15 protein-coding genes are annotated in these 14817 nt (G+C 36.7%); 6 read left to right on the plus strand and 9 right to left on the minus strand.

Annotated features, from left to right (window positions below; genetic code table 11):
• Positions 1-235: 235 nt before the first annotated feature.
• Entirely contained in the window at positions 236-469 is a 234-nt protein-coding gene (locus AOLE_RS10410; RefSeq protein WP_013198012.1) for a hypothetical protein, read from the minus strand.
• A 159-nt stretch (positions 470-628) separates the two neighbouring features.
• Entirely contained in the window at positions 629-1816 is a 1188-nt protein-coding gene (locus tag AOLE_RS10415) for an O-succinylhomoserine sulfhydrylase (protein ID WP_023274246.1), read from the minus strand.
• Between the two features lie 135 nt (positions 1817-1951).
• On the opposite strand from AOLE_RS10415, the gene AOLE_RS10420 reads away from it, so the two are divergent.
• Complete coding sequence (locus AOLE_RS10420; RefSeq protein ID WP_013198014.1) at positions 1952-3037, plus strand: alpha/beta fold hydrolase; 1086 nt, start codon at positions 1952-1954, stop codon at positions 3035-3037.
• A gap of 10 nt (positions 3038-3047) precedes the next feature.
• Complete coding sequence (locus AOLE_RS10425) at positions 3048-3920, plus strand: NAD(P)-dependent oxidoreductase (RefSeq protein ID WP_013198015.1); 873 nt, start codon at positions 3048-3050, stop codon at positions 3918-3920.
• Positions 3921-4072: 152 nt separating this feature from the next.
• Here AOLE_RS10425 and AOLE_RS10430 read toward each other — a convergent pair whose 3' ends face one another.
• Entirely contained in the window at positions 4073-4537 is a 465-nt protein-coding gene (locus AOLE_RS10430; RefSeq protein WP_013198016.1) for a hypothetical protein, read from the minus strand.
• 864 nt (positions 4538-5401) lie between these two features.
• Between AOLE_RS10430 and AOLE_RS10435 the strand changes: the two genes are divergently transcribed.
• From AOLE_RS10435 to AOLE_RS10445, 3 genes are all read left to right on the plus strand, one after another.
• Entirely contained in the window at positions 5402-5671 is a 270-nt protein-coding gene (locus tag AOLE_RS10435) for a YARHG domain-containing protein (RefSeq protein WP_013198017.1), read from the plus strand.
• Positions 5672-5688: 17 nt separating this feature from the next.
• Positions 5689-6102, plus strand: a complete 414-nt coding sequence (locus AOLE_RS10440) for an HIT family protein (RefSeq protein ID WP_013198018.1) — start codon at positions 5689-5691, stop codon at positions 6100-6102.
• Positions 6103-6357: 255 nt separating this feature from the next.
• Complete coding sequence (locus AOLE_RS10445) at positions 6358-7464, plus strand: porin (protein ID WP_013198019.1); 1107 nt, start codon at positions 6358-6360, stop codon at positions 7462-7464.
• A gap of 107 nt (positions 7465-7571) precedes the next feature.
• On the opposite strand, the gene AOLE_RS10450 is transcribed toward AOLE_RS10445, so the two are convergent.
• A complete protein-coding gene (locus AOLE_RS10450) occupies positions 7572-8165 on the minus strand; it encodes a YidB family protein (RefSeq protein WP_013198020.1) in 594 nt (197 codons plus the stop codon).
• A 99-nt stretch (positions 8166-8264) separates the two neighbouring features.
• Positions 8265-8726: a DUF6231 family protein gene (locus AOLE_RS10455; RefSeq protein ID WP_005304907.1), complete on the minus strand. Its 462-nt coding sequence runs from the start codon at positions 8724-8726 to the stop codon at positions 8265-8267.
• 39 nt (positions 8727-8765) lie between these two features.
• Here AOLE_RS10455 and AOLE_RS10460 point away from each other — a divergent pair, with 39 nt between their 5' ends.
• Positions 8766-9635, plus strand: a complete 870-nt coding sequence (locus tag AOLE_RS10460) for a DUF2797 domain-containing protein (protein WP_013198021.1) — start codon at positions 8766-8768, stop codon at positions 9633-9635.
• 35 nt (positions 9636-9670) lie between these two features.
• Here AOLE_RS10460 and AOLE_RS10465 read toward each other — a convergent pair whose 3' ends face one another.
• The 4 genes from AOLE_RS10465 to AOLE_RS10480 are packed head-to-tail and all read right to left on the minus strand — an operon-like array spanning position 9671 to position 14704.
• Complete coding sequence (locus AOLE_RS10465; protein ID WP_013198022.1) at positions 9671-10789, minus strand: ABC transporter permease; 1119 nt, start codon at positions 10787-10789, stop codon at positions 9671-9673.
• A 4-nt stretch (positions 10790-10793) separates the two neighbouring features.
• Positions 10794-11918 carry an ABC transporter permease gene (locus tag AOLE_RS10470; protein WP_013198023.1) on the minus strand — a complete coding sequence of 375 codons (1125 nt, stop codon included), beginning with the start codon at positions 11916-11918 and terminating at the stop codon, positions 10794-10796.
• Positions 11919-11928: 10 nt separating this feature from the next.
• Positions 11929-13692: an ATP-binding cassette domain-containing protein gene (locus AOLE_RS10475; protein ID WP_013198024.1), complete on the minus strand. Its 1764-nt coding sequence runs from the start codon at positions 13690-13692 to the stop codon at positions 11929-11931.
• Entirely contained in the window at positions 13685-14704 is a 1020-nt protein-coding gene (locus AOLE_RS10480) for an HlyD family efflux transporter periplasmic adaptor subunit (RefSeq protein ID WP_013198025.1), read from the minus strand. Before AOLE_RS10480 ends, AOLE_RS10475 begins: the two co-directional genes overlap by 8 nt.
• Between the last annotated feature and the right edge of the window lie 113 nt (positions 14705-14817).

Genomic DNA, 14817 nt, shown 5'->3' on the forward strand with positions numbered 1-14817 from the left:
TCTGGTAATACTTTATAAAAACTTAATCTCATTGAACCAACCTATGCGATTAAAATACATACAGATTAGTGCATTGAACTCAAATTAATCCGTAATTCTGACACAATAGGCTAATGTTTTCTATCAGTATCTCTAGCTCTATTTTACGTAGCGACATGAGTAACATGCTCATACTTAGGTACACTTCCTAAATATTTAGATGGCATACATTAAAGTCTTGTAAAAACTCATAGCACTATTGAGATGCCTGTAGACCTTTATCAATTGTTTTATATTCACTTAAGGGAACTTTCTTAAAGGAGGTATTTGCTTCTTGAATAGATTTATCTGCTTCTTGAACAGACTTCTCTGCATTGTTGATCAATAAAGTTGTCTCATTCACTGGGTGCTGACTCGGTTTCGTCAGCAATTTGTATCCAACTACCCCGATTACCCCCACTACAACGACAATAGCAATAGGCTTAAGCATTTTAAAACTCACATTTCTTTTAATTAAATTTACAGTCTTTATACCTTGTACTCTTACCCCTCATTTAAACAAAAATGTAGTTTTTTTATTGTAATTCTGAAATTTGAGTAACATTTAAATATAAAAACCATCTCAATTAAAGAGATGGTTTAAGGATAATTAAATCAGATCAAGACCACGTGAGATATCACGAATAATATCGTTAATATCTTCTAAGCCCACAGATACACGGATTAAACCCTCTTGAATACCGGCCGCAGCTTTTGCATCAGCAGAAAGTTTGCCATGTGTAGTCGTTGCAGGATGGGTAATTGTTGATTTCACATCACCTAGGTTACCAGTAATCGAAATAAACTTAGTATTATCAATAACCTTCCAAGCACCTTCACGTTCACCTTTAACAACGAAAGAAACAATCCCACCAAAACCAGTTTGCTGTTTAGCGGCAAGTTCATGACCTTCTTGGGTTGGTAAACCAGCGTAGTAAACTTTTTCTACTTTTTCATGAGTAGATAACCACTCTGCAAGAATTTGAGCACTCTCACAGTGTGCCTTCATACGTAAGCGTAAAGTTTCTAGGCCTTTTAAGAAAACCCATGCATTAAATGGACTCATTGATGGTCCAAGTGTACGGACAACACCAAAAACTTCTTCTAATAACTGATGATTACCGACAACAGCACCACCTAATGCGCGCCCTTGCCCATCTAAATATTTAGTCGCAGAGTAAATGACAAGGTCGGCCCCAAACTTTAATGGTTGCTGTAAAACAGGAGTACAGAAGCTGTTATCAACCGCAAGTAATGCGCCATTCGCATGAGCAATATTTGCAAGTGCTTGAATATCTGCAATCTCGGCTAGAGGATTAGACGGCGACTCAACAAATAAAAGTTTAGTTTCTGGACGTACTGCGTTTTTCCAATCGTCCAAATCACATAAATCGACAAATGTAATATCTACACCAAACTTGGCAATATATTTTTCAAACAAAGCAACAACTGAACCAAAAACTGCTCTTGAGCAAATAACATGATCACCCGCTTTGAGATATGCCATAGTAACTGACAAAATCGCGCCCATTCCTGAGCTTGTCGCAACAGCACGTTCAGCACCATCTAAAGCTGCTAAACGTTTTTCGAACATCGATACAGTCGGATTGGTAAAACGAGAATAGATATTTCCTTGAACTTGACCAGAAAATTTTGCTGCAGCTTCTTCTGCATTTTCATATACAAAAGATGATGTCAAAAAAATCGGTTCGCCATGCTCACCTTCAAAACTACGAGTATGTCCGGTACGAATGGCTAAAGTATCAAGTTGGTATTCTAAATCATCAGACTGGTTCATTAAATGTTCGCCTTTACTGGTCATGTACTAAAAAACTATCATCATTTTGAGTGTCTAAGGTATTTAAGGTCAAGGTAAACCTGAAAATTATCGCTTAGACTTTATTTAATTTTAGTAAATAGTTGGTAAAGCAAGATGAAACGCTTAAAGTCCCTTGTCTCAGAACAAAGCCAAATCAAGCACCTTTCTGCCCGACTATTTCATTCAAAAACATTAGTACTATCTCAAAGCACCCCCTTTGAGGTGATTGGCGAATTCAATCAAACCCGTATTCGTTATTACTCAGCAACACAAAAAAAATTTAAAGAACCATTAGTTTTTGTTGCGCCACTCGCAATTAATATGGCGATTTATGATTTATATCCTTATCGTTCTCTTATTAAATACTTTCAAAATGCAGGTTTTGATGTCTATTTGGTCGATTGGGGACGCTTAAAGTTTAAAGATAGACACCTTAACTTTTTATCATTTATTGAAGATTTCATTCCTAAAGCAATAGAACTCGTTCGCGCACATTCAGGAAGTGAGCAAATCTCGCTCCATGGTTGGAGCATGGCAGGCATATTCGTGACTTTATATGCTGCTCTAAACCAACCCAACTACATTAAAAATTTAATTGTTCTTGGTAGTCCAATAGATAGTTATGCATCTGGCCATATTGGTAAGCTCTATCAAACCATAAATCATTTGATTAGTCGCAATAAGAAAATACAGGAACGTATTTACTCTGGATTGCCAAAACGCCTGATCCACAGTCCCGGAATTTTAAATTCATTAGGTTTCAAAATTCTTGATCCTAAAGGTTGGTTAGATGGACATGTGCAATTGCTAAAGAATCTTGATGACCTTCAATTTGTACAAGAGCATGCCACCCTAAGTAACTTTTTAAACAATATGATTGACTATCCGGGTGGCATTAATCAGGACATGTTGTTTAATGTCTGGCTACAAAATCCGCTAAAACGCGGCTTTATTCAGTTAAAAGATAAGAAAATCGAATTAAAAAATATAGATTGTTCCCTCTTAGTTGGCGCGGGTCGTAGTGATCAGTTAGTCACTGCTGACGCTGCTTCGCCATTAAGTCAATTGACAAGCAGTCAGGATGTCACGTTTACTCTCATCCCCGGTGGTCATTTAGGCCTAATGTCGAGTCAAGCAAGTGCTCTGGAGTTTTGGCCGAAACTGGCTGCATGGCTCGCCGAACGTTCAACACAAATTTAAGGATAAGGTCATGAGTCAATCTGTTGCATTTATTGGTTTGGGTGCAATGGGCTACCGTATGGCAGCGCATTTACCAAAACACTTCGATACTGTCTATGTATGGAATCGAAATTTTGAAAAAGCCAAACAACATGCAGCAGACTATGGCACTCAGGCTGTCTCATTAGAGCAAGCTGTACAAGCAGATATTATCTTTTCATGCTTACCGACAAGTACTGATGTAGAAACGCTTATTAGTAGTGTAGAAATTAAATCTGGAGCAATCTGGATAGACTGTACCAGCGGGGTTCCTGACTCTGCCCGCGCCTTAGCCAGCTCATTAAAGCAATTAAATGTTGATTTTCTGGATGCTCCAGTAAGCGGTCAAACCGTAGGAGCTGAAAACGCAACTTTGACTGTAATGGTGGGTGGTGATGTAGCAGCTTTCGAACACGCATTACCAGCTCTACAAGCGGTAGGAAAATTAATTAAACATGTCGGTGAGTCTGGCGCTGGATTTGCAGTAAAAGCAGTTAATAATATGCTACTTGCGGTCAACCTTTGGTCTGTTGCAGAAGGTTTCAGTGCTTTAAAAGCGCATGGGGTAAGTTTGAACGAAGCTTTAGAATGTATTAACGCTTCAAGTGGTAAAAGTCTGGTAACAGAAACTATCTTCCCACAGCGTGTATTGAGTCGTGAATTTCCAGTAACCTTTGGCTTACCTCTTCTTGCCAAAGACACAGGAATTGCTTTGGATTTAGTCAAGCAAGCAAAGCTTCCTGCCCCACTTTTGTCATTAACACAAAGTTTAATCCAAGCTGCTCATTTAACTGCTGAAGACAACAGTGACTTCTCTGCGGCAGTTAAAATGTATGAAGCGTGGACAAAGATTACATTAGAGTAAATTTAATCTTTTAGAAGGCTGCCTATTAAACTTAGTTTTAATAGGCTCAATAATGAATAGCAGGAAATCTCAAACATGCAAACTCATGTCATTCATTACGAAAATTTTTCTATATAAAAACATTAAGTATCTGAAAGATTATTATTTTTATACTACGTAGGTACTTTATTAACCTTTTTATAATCGGAGGATCTAAAATAATTTACAATCATTTGTGCACTTTTTTCGGATACAACCTTAGCCTGTTCCATTTTTGCTGAATAAGGATTGGCAAGCATACAGCTAGGAAGCAAAGTATTAGCAAGTGGTGGGAACTTTTCTCTTCCTCCCAAAGTAATCTTTTCAATAAAACTAGCCAACCACATAATATATTCACTTTTATTTTTATATGTTGGCATTAAACTAATATCGAGTTTAGCTGAACATTCATTTGCTGGCTTATTTAAACATTCTTCAAAATCAATAAAGTTATATTTTAATTTATATGAAGTATCTTTTATCTCTTTTCGAATCATACTAACTAAGCGATTCAAGTGCTCAATAATATCCTCTGAGAAAAGCTTTTCTTCTTCAGATTTCTCATAAATGCTTTCAGCAATGAGTAAAAATTGTGGCATTCTCTATTTCCTTTTAATCTTGTCTCCGATGAATAATCAGGTCCTTTAAGGAAGTATGATGAATATAACATTGCTATATGTAAGTTAGTTAGATTAAAAAGTAACCACAACAGTAAAAGTGAAAGTTGTATGCCTAATGCATCACACTAATTAAACATATAGCTAATTACCACTCACAAGAGTGGGGTTAAATTAATATATTTCGAAATAACTTAAATAAAAAAAACCCATCTCAATTTTAGAAATGGGCTACAAAAACAAAAAACTATCAAACGCAGCAATTTAAGGACTATATAATAGAAGTTAAAACATGCAAAATCAATACATCTTTCAATTGAAGTGTAAAATAAGATTACTTTTGGTCTATTAATATTTTACAGCTTAAAAGAAAAAGCCCATTTCCGTCTAAATTAAAATGGGCCCAGTGAATTCCACTTAATCCTAAAAACACAAACTGTGATAATTATCACGTTTTGTGTTTTTGATAATGTCATTGCTAATCCCCTTTTTCATTGACCTAATTTCAAACTTCATTTGTCTATTTAGCAAATGGAATAGGCTATAAGATCTCATCTTTTGCTAAAATTTTTTATATCTGATCACCTTAATCTTAGGCATATTTTTATATCGCCAATAAAAGTTAAAAGTGAATTTAAAAGAATCAAATTCTAAAAAAATATATATAATTTCTCTTAAGTTTATGTTTTTATTTGATTTTTATAAATTATTGATATCTAAAGTTTTTATTTGTTTTATGAACAAATTATCACCCAAAATGACATTTGAGTAATTAATAATCATTGAAATATTGGTAATAAACCTTATATTGAGTACAGGTTCATACCTTTAACTGAGGAAACGCTCATGAATAAATTTATGGTTGCAGTCTTTACTGGCGTGGTGAGCATGGCTGGTTTAAGCGTTCAAGCTGCAACGCCTGAGCAAGAATGTCAGAAATTGCAAGACGACTATAATTTGATTTATGCATCAAAAGGCTTTTGTTTTAAAGATCCTGATGCTAAAGAAAAATATGGTAATGAAAACTGTCATACGACAAAACCAAAGTTTTCTGACAAAGAGCAACAACGTCTTGATGCTATTAAAGAGCGTCAGAAAGAATTGAAATGTAAATAATTTTAAAGGACTAATACATGGCATATGATGATCAAAATATCTTCGCAAAAATTTTACGTGGAGAACTTCCAGCGATAAAAATCTATGAAGATGATCAAGTTCTAGCTTTTATGGATATTATGCCTCAAGCCGATGGTCATACATTAGTTATTCCAAAAACACCAGCTGTAACGCTGCTTGATTTACCCCCAGAAGCAGCCGCATATACCATCCAAATTGTTCAGAAAATTGCGAAAGCAATGGAAAAAGCCTTCAATTTAGAAGGTATTGTTTTGATGCAACTTTCTGGAGCAGCGGCTGGACAAACTGTTCCACATGTTCATTTTCACCTTATTCCTACAAATGTGCATCAACTAGGAAGACATGCTGTAGAGTTAGGCGATCAAGAAAAAATTAAAGCTTTAGCTGAGAAAATTAAAGCAGCTCTTTGATTTTTAATATATTAAAGCGGAGTTTTGACTCCGCTTTTTTTCGTCTAAAAAATATAAAAACCTAAAATAATTAATTTATTTCTAAATTTTAATCGTCATAAAACTGTCATTTATTTTTCACGCCCCTGTCACAAAGTTTGCCGATACTGCTTAGCAAGTTGGTGAGCTTTTGTAACTTTTTGTACATAAGTCAACTACAAAATAAATAGTTAACTAGGCATACGCCATTTTTAAATACCTTTTGGAGAAATCTCAATGAAGAAATTGCTACTCGCTGCCGCAGTTGCAACTTTGAGCATAAACGCGGTGCAAGCAGCGCCAACTTTGTATGGCAAACTAAATGTTTCTATTAACCAAGTTGATAATAAAAATTTCGATGGTAAAAGTGATGTTACCGAAGTTAACTCAAACTCTTCTCGCATTGGGGTAAAAGGCGAAGAGAAATTAACTGACAAGTTATCTGCTGTTTATTTAGCTGAATGGGCAATTTCTACTGATGGTTCAGGTTCTGATAGTGACCTTAGCGCTCGTAACCGTTTCATCGGTTTAAAAACTGAAGGTGTTGGTACCTTAAAAGTAGGTAAATACGACTCTTACTTTAAAACTGCTGCTGGTGGTAACCAAGACATCTTTAATGACGATACACGTTTAGATATTACCAATATCATGTACGGTGAAAACCGCTTAGATAACGTAGTTGGTTTTGAATTAGACCCTAAATTATTAGCTGGTTTAACTTTCAACATCATGGCTCAAACTGGTGAAAGCACCTCTGACAGCAAACAAGGTGAAACTGGTAAAGACAGCAAGAATGACAGCTTTGACTCTGTGTCTACTGCGCTTGGTTATGAAAACAAAGATCTTGGTTTAGCAGTAGCTGCCGCTGGTGACTTTGGTATTAAAGGTAAATATGCTGCTTACGGTTTGAAAGATGTTTATACAGATGCTTACCGTGTAACTGGTTCTTATGACATCGCAAAATCAGGTTTTGTGGTAGGTGCTTTATGGCAACATGCTGAACCTACTGATGAATTGACTGCATATGGTCAATCATATAAATCAGATGGTTCAATCGATAAAGCTGGTAAAGCTTACCGTGGTTTAGAGGAACAAGCATATGCAGTAACAGCTGCTTATAAAATTCCTAACACTAAACTTAAAGTGAAAGCAGAATATGCTTCAGCTGAAACACAAGTAAGTGGTCAAGCAGATCGTAAAATCGACTTGTATGGTTTAGGTCTTGACTACCAAATCAACAAGCAAGCTCGTTTCTATGGCATTGTTGCTCAACAAAAACGCGATTGGTTGAATGATGATGACAAGCAAACTGTTGTAGGTACAGGTATCGAATATAACTTCTAATTAGTTATCTTCGATTCAAATCTAAAATAAAAGGGCTAATGCCCTTTTATTTTATTGTTCAGATTAAAAAGCCGATATTTTTATATCGGCTTTTTTTACTTTGTAGCTTACTTTAAGAAACCACTTACAAGATTCATAACGTTTTGAATGTCTTGGTTCGCTTCTTGATGATCGGTACTTTCACCCTGAGGTGTTAATGAGTCAATGACTTGAGGTAAGACTGAAGCAATTGCACTGTAAACTTGCTCTTTTGGAGCTTGAGCTTGCACAGCAACTTGCTCAATGTCAGCTGGATTAAATAAACTCTGCAATTGTTGAGTAGGAACTTCGCTATTACTTTGATTTGGATCAACCCAGCTTTGAACTTGATTACCTAAACCTGCACCTTTTAGCTTTTCTAAAGCAGCCTGCAAACCACCTTGTTGTTGAACCCAACCTAAGATTAAAGGTACAACTGCAATTAATAAACTTTGTACGCCACCACCTGCTTGAGGTGCGTTATTATTATTTCCAGTCACTTGACCTAATACAGAACCTAGTACTCCTCCAAGACCACCTTGTGCGCCAGAAGAAGTATTGCCCCCCATTTGTCCGAGTACTGAACCTAAAATTCCACCTAAACCACCTTGACCTGATGCTTGCTGGTTCCCACCTAAAGCCTGCTGAGCCAAAACTTCTACAATGTTGCTTAAATTTGTCATGTGTAACTCTTATGTATGGTTTATACACGAGCATACGCGGATTCTTGTGAAGACAGCAAAAGCCAAATTGTTAAATTTTGAAAGAGATTTAGTGCTCTTTTACCAGCGGAATTTATTCCAGTTCTCTGGGTTTGCCCAGAACTTTGAATTAAACCAATCTGGAACATGCTTATAAGTCAAGATGTTAAATTGCCATAAAGCAAAATCACTATCATGTGAAGTTTTATCAATGAGTTGCGTGAAACCTAAAGAACGTAATAACTGTTCATCACTGCGTTTACTCACTACAACAATTCGCTTTGCTAATAAATCTCTTAGCTTCACTAATAATTGTGACTTTTGTAGTTCAGTTATGTTCTGCATTTCATCTGTATCAAACAATACAAAACCCAAGTCATAACGCTGAGTAAAAGGCAGACTTAAAAGCTCAGTTACGGTAAAATAGTGCCATTGAATTGCGTTATTCTGGTCAATTTTCTGGCCAATACAAAGTGCAGTATGAATGGGCTGTTCGTTTGATAAATCGTCTAGCATAGAAGTGATGACATTTTGTTCAGCCATAACTGCAACCCTTAATTGAAAGATGTGAGTTTAAACTTTATGGAACTACAAGGCATTTGCCATAAAATGCATGCAGGCCTAAAAGATGCTAGTGTAACTGATCAACAGACAACCAAGGCAAATGTTGAATACAAATTTGTATTAGACCGTTCAGAAATTGATCTTCCTTTTAATTTAGGACAAGAACTAGAAATCGAATGGACAGGTAATATTTATTGCACTTCTTGTGGCACTAAAACACCAAAATCTTATTCTCAAGGCCACTGCTTTAAATGCTTTAAAACTAAAGCAGAATGTGACCTATGCATTATGAAACCTGAAACATGCCACTATCATTTAGGTACATGTCGTGAAGATGACTTTGCCCACAATGTTTGTTTCCAACCTCATATTGTATATTTGGCAAATTCGAGTGCTTTAAAAGTGGGTATTACTCGTGTTAGCCATATGCCAGGCCGTTGGTTAGATCAAGGTGCAACACAAGCCTTACCAATTTTAAAAGTTGGATCCCGCCGTTTATCTGGTCAGCTTGAAACTATGTTTGGTTCTTTAGTTGCTGACAAAACTGACTGGCGTAAACTCCTTAAAGGAGAAGCTGAACCTCTAAAACTGACTGAACAACGTGATCAGTTAATCGAAGAGTTTGCACCGAAAATTCAAACTATTCGTGAGGAATTCAGTCAAAACCTTGAATTTAACGAAACGGTTGAACTACTAGAAAATGAATTGCCACGTGAGTTTGTTTATCCAGTTGAACAATATCCTGAAAAAATTAAGTCTTTAAACTTAGATAAAACACCAAAAATTCGCGGTGTATTACAAGGTATTAAAGGTCAATATTTAATTTTTGATATCGGTGTTATCAATATCCGTAAATATACAGGTTACGAGCTGATTGTACGTGCTTAAGTGAGTTTTAAAGCCCCTAAAATGGGGCTTTTTAATTAAGATAATCTGTTTCTAAATAACCAAGCTGCCAAAGGTAAAGTGACCAGTCCAAGTATGATCATTGGAATAAAGTTGAATTTAACTTGTGCAAAGCTTGCACCTTCCAAATAAACTCGTTGTACCAAGTTAATTCCAAACCTTAAAGGATTTGCGTACGTTGCTATTTGTAGTGCTTCTGGCATGTTTTCTACAGGAGTTAATAAACCTGAAAGCAACATTAAAGGCATAATGATTAAAAACGTAAATAACATAGCTTGTTGCATATTTAAAGATAATGCCGAAATTGATAAGCCCACACCAACTACAGCCACATTAAAACTCAATAAACCAAAATAAAGCAGCCCTATAGAGCCATTCATGGGAATTTTAAACCAGAACAAAATAATCAATAAAATAATGGTTGATTGCATCAGCCCTACAAAAATTGGCGGTAAGGCTTTACCAATCATAATTTGTAATGGTGTATACGGTGTCACTAATAACTGATCAAATGTACCTTGCTCACGTTCACGCGCGACTGATAAAGCTGATAAAAGTAATGTTTGCATCATACTTAAGGCTGCAATTAATGAGGGCATTAGGCTCCATCGAGACTCTTGATTTGGGTTATACCATGTTCTTGTTTCAAGGCTAATCGGCAGAGCTGAGTTAAATTTTTGCTGATTAAACTGACCAACAATTTTATTTAGATATGAACCAGCTACAACAGCAGTTGATGAGTTCCTGCCATCAACAATCACTTGTATAGATGAACTTTGGTTATTATTTAATTTACTCTCAAAGTCAGACGGTATCGTAATTACAACCAGTGCCTGACGATTATCAATAACTTGTTTGATTTGATCGGTATATTCAAGTGTTGCAACACGCTTAAAAATACCAGAACCATCTAATTTTGAGATGAGTTCATGTGAGACCTGCCCATTGCTCTGGTCTAAAATTGCATAATCGACATGGTTAACATCATAAGTAGCAGCATAACCAAATAAAAGTGCTTGCATGAGGGCTGGTACAAATAAAATGACTCTATTTGCAGGGTCACTAAAAATGGTTAAGAATTCTTTTTTGACCAAAAAACTTAAATGTTTTAGCCAAGAGATTAGTTGCTGCCACATAACTTTATCTCAACCGTTTTTTCAGTGAAAAGTTCACAGCACATATCAAAACAACGATATATCCCAACAGAAAACCGCACTCTTTAAACCATAACTTCCAATCATCACCTCCCATAAATAAGGTTTTAATTAAAATCATAAAATGTGTAGCCGGTAGTAACTGACTAATAATTTGCACAACCAAAGGTAAATTACGGGTATCAAAAACAAATCCTGAAAGCATAAGTGCGGGCATAAAACTTGCCAATAAAGCAATTTGACTTGCCTGAAACTGACTTTGAGCAAAGCCAGATATAGTTAAACCAAGTAATAAAGAAACAACTAAATAGAGAAATGAAGCCGATAAAATTGAAAATAATGAACCGCGCATAGGTACTTCAAAAATAAAATATGCAGCAACAATACAGATCACGATATCAATCATGCCGATCACCACATAAGGAATGAGTTTTGCTAATACAATTTCAAATGGCCGTACAGGTGTGACAAATAAAGCTTCTAGAGTTCCCCGTTCCCTTTCACGGGCAATAAGTAAACCAGATAAAAATGCGCCAATTAAAGTTAAAATGAGTACCATTAAGCCAGGGACTAAAAACCAAGTACTGTTACCAGATTCGTTAAACCATATTCGTTGTTCAATATTAACGGCACTTGACGTTGCTAATATTGGGCTACGGTCAAACTGTATAGACGGCGCGGTAGCTAAAGCACCTGCAACATATCCCTCTAGAGCTGTTGCTATGGTAGTGGATGTACCATTTAATAATAGTTGAACCTTGGCATTACCTTGCTGTACCTGACTGGCAAAATCTGAATGAAAATGCAAAATGGCATCAATTTCGCCATCTCTAATGGCCTGCTCTGCTTCAGGCAAATTATGAAACTCTTGACTGGCTAAATATCGTGAGCCATTTAAACCAGCTAAAGCCTGATTGATCTGCGGTGAAGACTGATCGACAACAACACCGACTCGGGCCTGATTTAAGTCAAAGGAAAGTCCATAACCAAACAGTAGAATTAAAATAACAGGCAAAACGAGTCCAATCCCGAGGCTGCTTTTATCACGAATGAGCTGCTTAGTTTCTTTACGAACTAATGCTGTCAGCCGATTCCAAAATCCAAAGCTCATTGTAGACCTCCTAACCAGCGTGCCTTAACGCGCGTGCTTGTTCCACAATTGCTATAAAAGCCTCATTCATGTCAGCAATATGTTTATCTTTACTTGCCAATTTACGGACTTGTTGGGGAGAGCCTAAGGCTAATAACTTTCCAACATCTTGTATGGCAATGCGGTCGCAATACTCTGCTTCTTCCATAAAGTGCGTGGTAATAATGATGGTAATGCCCTGATTTGCCAGTTCACCAATGCTGTACCAAAATGAACGCCGTGCAAGCGGGTCAATTCCGCTCGTGGGTTCGTCTAAAAATAAAATTTCTGGTTCATGTAATAGTGCAGCAGCCATTGATAGCCGTTGTTTATATCCACCCGGTAAATCACCACTTTTACTATGAGGCTTTAAATCGTATTGCTGTAAGGCTTTATCAATTTGTTGATTTAGTTTTTTGCCAGATAGCCCATATGCTCCACCAAAAAACTTCAAGTTTTCTAAGACAGTTAAATTGCTATACAGTGCAAATTTTTGAGAGACATACCCCACTTTGGCTCTTGCCTCAGCACGAGCTGTCCGTAAATTTTTACCAGCAACTTCCAAATACCCGCTACTTGCCGGTAGTAATCCACATAACATTCGAAATGTTGTCGTTTTACCCGCGCCATTGGGCCCAAGTAATCCAAATATTTCGCCACGTTGTACAGTAAATGATGTATTGGCAACAGCAGTAAAATCTCCAAAAGTTCGGACTAAATCTTTAACTACAATGATAGGTTGCTCTGACTTGGAATTATTGTTTTGTTCTAATTGAAAAGCTTGCTCAGAAATAGGTATATGTTTTGGTTGCTTTTGAGTCTGCTGTAACAACAACATAAACGCATCTTCAAGTTCTGCTGGTCGCACATTGGCTTTTAGCCCTTCAGGTAAAATATCGGCTGATAGCTCTTTTTGACGACTAATAAAGTTTACTTGTTCACCCTTTGGAACAGCATCAATAATCTCTACATGGTTATCAAGTAACTGGGCTTGTAAGGTCCGAGCCTTAATCAGCTCTGAAGGTTTTATATTCCACGTTTGTCCACTTACTATTTCTTTTAATTGTTCAGGTGAACCTTGTTTTAAAATTTTGCCTTCGTGCATGATATACACGTGAGCACATTTTTCTGCTTCATCCATATAAGCAGTACTTATAATTACGCTTAAGTTTTCTTCTTGAACAAGCTGTTCAATAATGATCCATAAATCCCGCCTTGATAAAGGGTCCACTCCAACACTAGGCTCGTCAAGTAACAGTAACTCTGGGGAACGAACTAAAGTACATGCCAGCCCTAGTTTTTGTTTCATCCCACCAGAAAGTTGCCCAGCTAGGCGTTGAGTGAATTGAGTAAGATCCGTTATTTCCAATAAGCGTTTAAACCTTTGCCCCCGTACATCCTTTGAAACGCCATGTAAGTCGGCATATAAATCTAAATTCTCTTGTACGCTTAAGTCTTCATATAGTCCAAAACGTTGTGGCATATAGCTAATACGGTCTTGTACAGCTTGCGGATTTTTACTTACTTCAATTCCAAGTACATTTAATGAACCAGAAGTCGCTTTATATAATCCTGCAATTAATCTTAATAAAGTTGTTTTTCCCGAGCCATCCGGACCTACCAAAGCGGTAAGTTCTCCGTTGTTAATTTGCATATTCAAATCAACAATTGCCGTAATTTCTGCTGTCTTTTTACTCTCAGCCTTAAAAGTCATGAACAAATTTTGAGCTTGAACCACTACTGTTCCATCAGTCATGAGCTTTTTCACCTGAAGCAAGTGGCACTTTTACAGACACAGGTTGGCCCATGTTCAATTGATCACTCGGATCATTTACATACACTCGAACCTCATAAACCAGTGTTGTCCTAATCTCTTCGGTCTGTACTGTTTTAGGGGTGAACTCTGCCACTGAAGATATATAACCAATTTTTCCATTAATGGGCTGATTAGAATCAGAATCACGAATAACTTGGGCCGTGCCACCCATCTTGATAGAACTTAAATCTTGTTCATTTACATACACACGAATCCATTTGGGATCGGTCAAAGCCAATGTATAAACGGCCTTTTGCGCAGTTGTCATATCCCCAACTTCTTGTAACCGAGCTCTTACCACTGCATTTACAGGAGACTTTAGTTCAGCTTGAGTAAGGTTATAGTTAATTAAATCTAAATTAGCTTTGGTTACTTCATACTGTGCTTTGGTCGCTTCACGATCTTCTTGTCTAGCACCTTTAATGATCAATTCTAAATTAGCTTGTCTTTCACGGACTGCTGCCTCGGCACTATCTTTATTACTTTTGGCATAGTCGAGCTCCTGTTGGCTAATTGCCCGACCATCAGTACTACTTACCAAAATTTGTAAGCGTTGCAGGTTTTTATTGGTTTTATCAAGCTCAGCTTGGGCAGATGCAAGTTGTGCTTTTGCTTGAGTGATTTCTTCTGGGCGAGCACCCACATCTTGTTTAACAATTGCCTCTTGTTGAGCTTTAAGTTGTGCTTGAGCTTGCTTTGCCTGAATGTGTAGTGCATTGGTATTCAGAGTCGCTAGTACTTGCCCTGCTTTAACTTTATCACCCTCTTGTACTAACAGTTTCTCTATACGACCAGACTGTTCAAATGCAAGTGAAACTTGGCGAATATCAACATTTCCATATAATGTTAATACATTATCTTTTTGATTTTTATTATTATATTTCCATGCCCAAAAGCCGATGATAACCACAGCTATAACAACCAAGACGACGACAATCAGTTTTTTATTCATCTTATTGGCCTTCTTATTAAATTCAAATTTTATTAGTTTAAATTCAATTTAAATTTAAATTACTCCAATCTTTGAATAAAAGATATACTTTTATGGTGAATCAAAGTTAGGGT

This window comes from Acinetobacter oleivorans DR1, from assembly GCF_000196795.1.
Classification (GTDB): Bacteria; Pseudomonadota; Gammaproteobacteria; order Pseudomonadales; family Moraxellaceae; genus Acinetobacter; species Acinetobacter oleivorans.

Excerpts from the sequence above, each read along its gene's own strand:
- AOLE_RS10435 (WP_013198017.1), top strand. The coding sequence starts at position 5,402 with ATGAATAAATTTATGGTTGCAGTCTTTACTGGCGTGGTGAGCATGGCT.
- AOLE_RS10455 (WP_005304907.1), bottom strand. The coding sequence starts at position 8,726 with ATGGCTGAACAAAATGTCATCACTTCTATGCTAGACGATTTATCAAAC.
- AOLE_RS10470 (WP_013198023.1), bottom strand. The coding sequence starts at position 11,918 with ATGAGCTTTGGATTTTGGAATCGGCTGACAGCATTAGTTCGTAAAGAA.
- AOLE_RS10480 (WP_013198025.1), bottom strand. The coding sequence starts at position 14,704 with ATGAATAAAAAACTGATTGTCGTCGTCTTGGTTGTTATAGCTGTGGTT.
- AOLE_RS10450 (WP_013198020.1), bottom strand. The coding sequence starts at position 8,165 with ATGACAAATTTAAGCAACATTGTAGAAGTTTTGGCTCAGCAGGCTTTA.
- AOLE_RS10475 (WP_013198024.1), bottom strand. The coding sequence starts at position 13,692 with ATGACTGATGGAACAGTAGTGGTTCAAGCTCAAAATTTGTTCATGACT.
- AOLE_RS10460 (WP_013198021.1), top strand. The coding sequence starts at position 8,766 with ATGGAACTACAAGGCATTTGCCATAAAATGCATGCAGGCCTAAAAGAT.
- AOLE_RS10425 (WP_013198015.1), top strand. The coding sequence starts at position 3,048 with ATGAGTCAATCTGTTGCATTTATTGGTTTGGGTGCAATGGGCTACCGT.
- AOLE_RS10410 (WP_013198012.1), bottom strand. The coding sequence starts at position 469 with ATGCTTAAGCCTATTGCTATTGTCGTTGTAGTGGGGGTAATCGGGGTA.
- AOLE_RS10440 (WP_013198018.1), top strand. The coding sequence starts at position 5,689 with ATGGCATATGATGATCAAAATATCTTCGCAAAAATTTTACGTGGAGAA.
- AOLE_RS10415 (WP_023274246.1), bottom strand. The coding sequence starts at position 1,816 with ATGAACCAGTCTGATGATTTAGAATACCAACTTGATACTTTAGCCATT.
- AOLE_RS10430 (WP_013198016.1), bottom strand. The coding sequence starts at position 4,537 with ATGCCACAATTTTTACTCATTGCTGAAAGCATTTATGAGAAATCTGAA.
- AOLE_RS10445 (WP_013198019.1), top strand. The coding sequence starts at position 6,358 with ATGAAGAAATTGCTACTCGCTGCCGCAGTTGCAACTTTGAGCATAAAC.
- AOLE_RS10420 (WP_013198014.1), top strand. The coding sequence starts at position 1,952 with ATGAAACGCTTAAAGTCCCTTGTCTCAGAACAAAGCCAAATCAAGCAC.
- AOLE_RS10465 (WP_013198022.1), bottom strand. The coding sequence starts at position 10,789 with ATGTGGCAGCAACTAATCTCTTGGCTAAAACATTTAAGTTTTTTGGTC.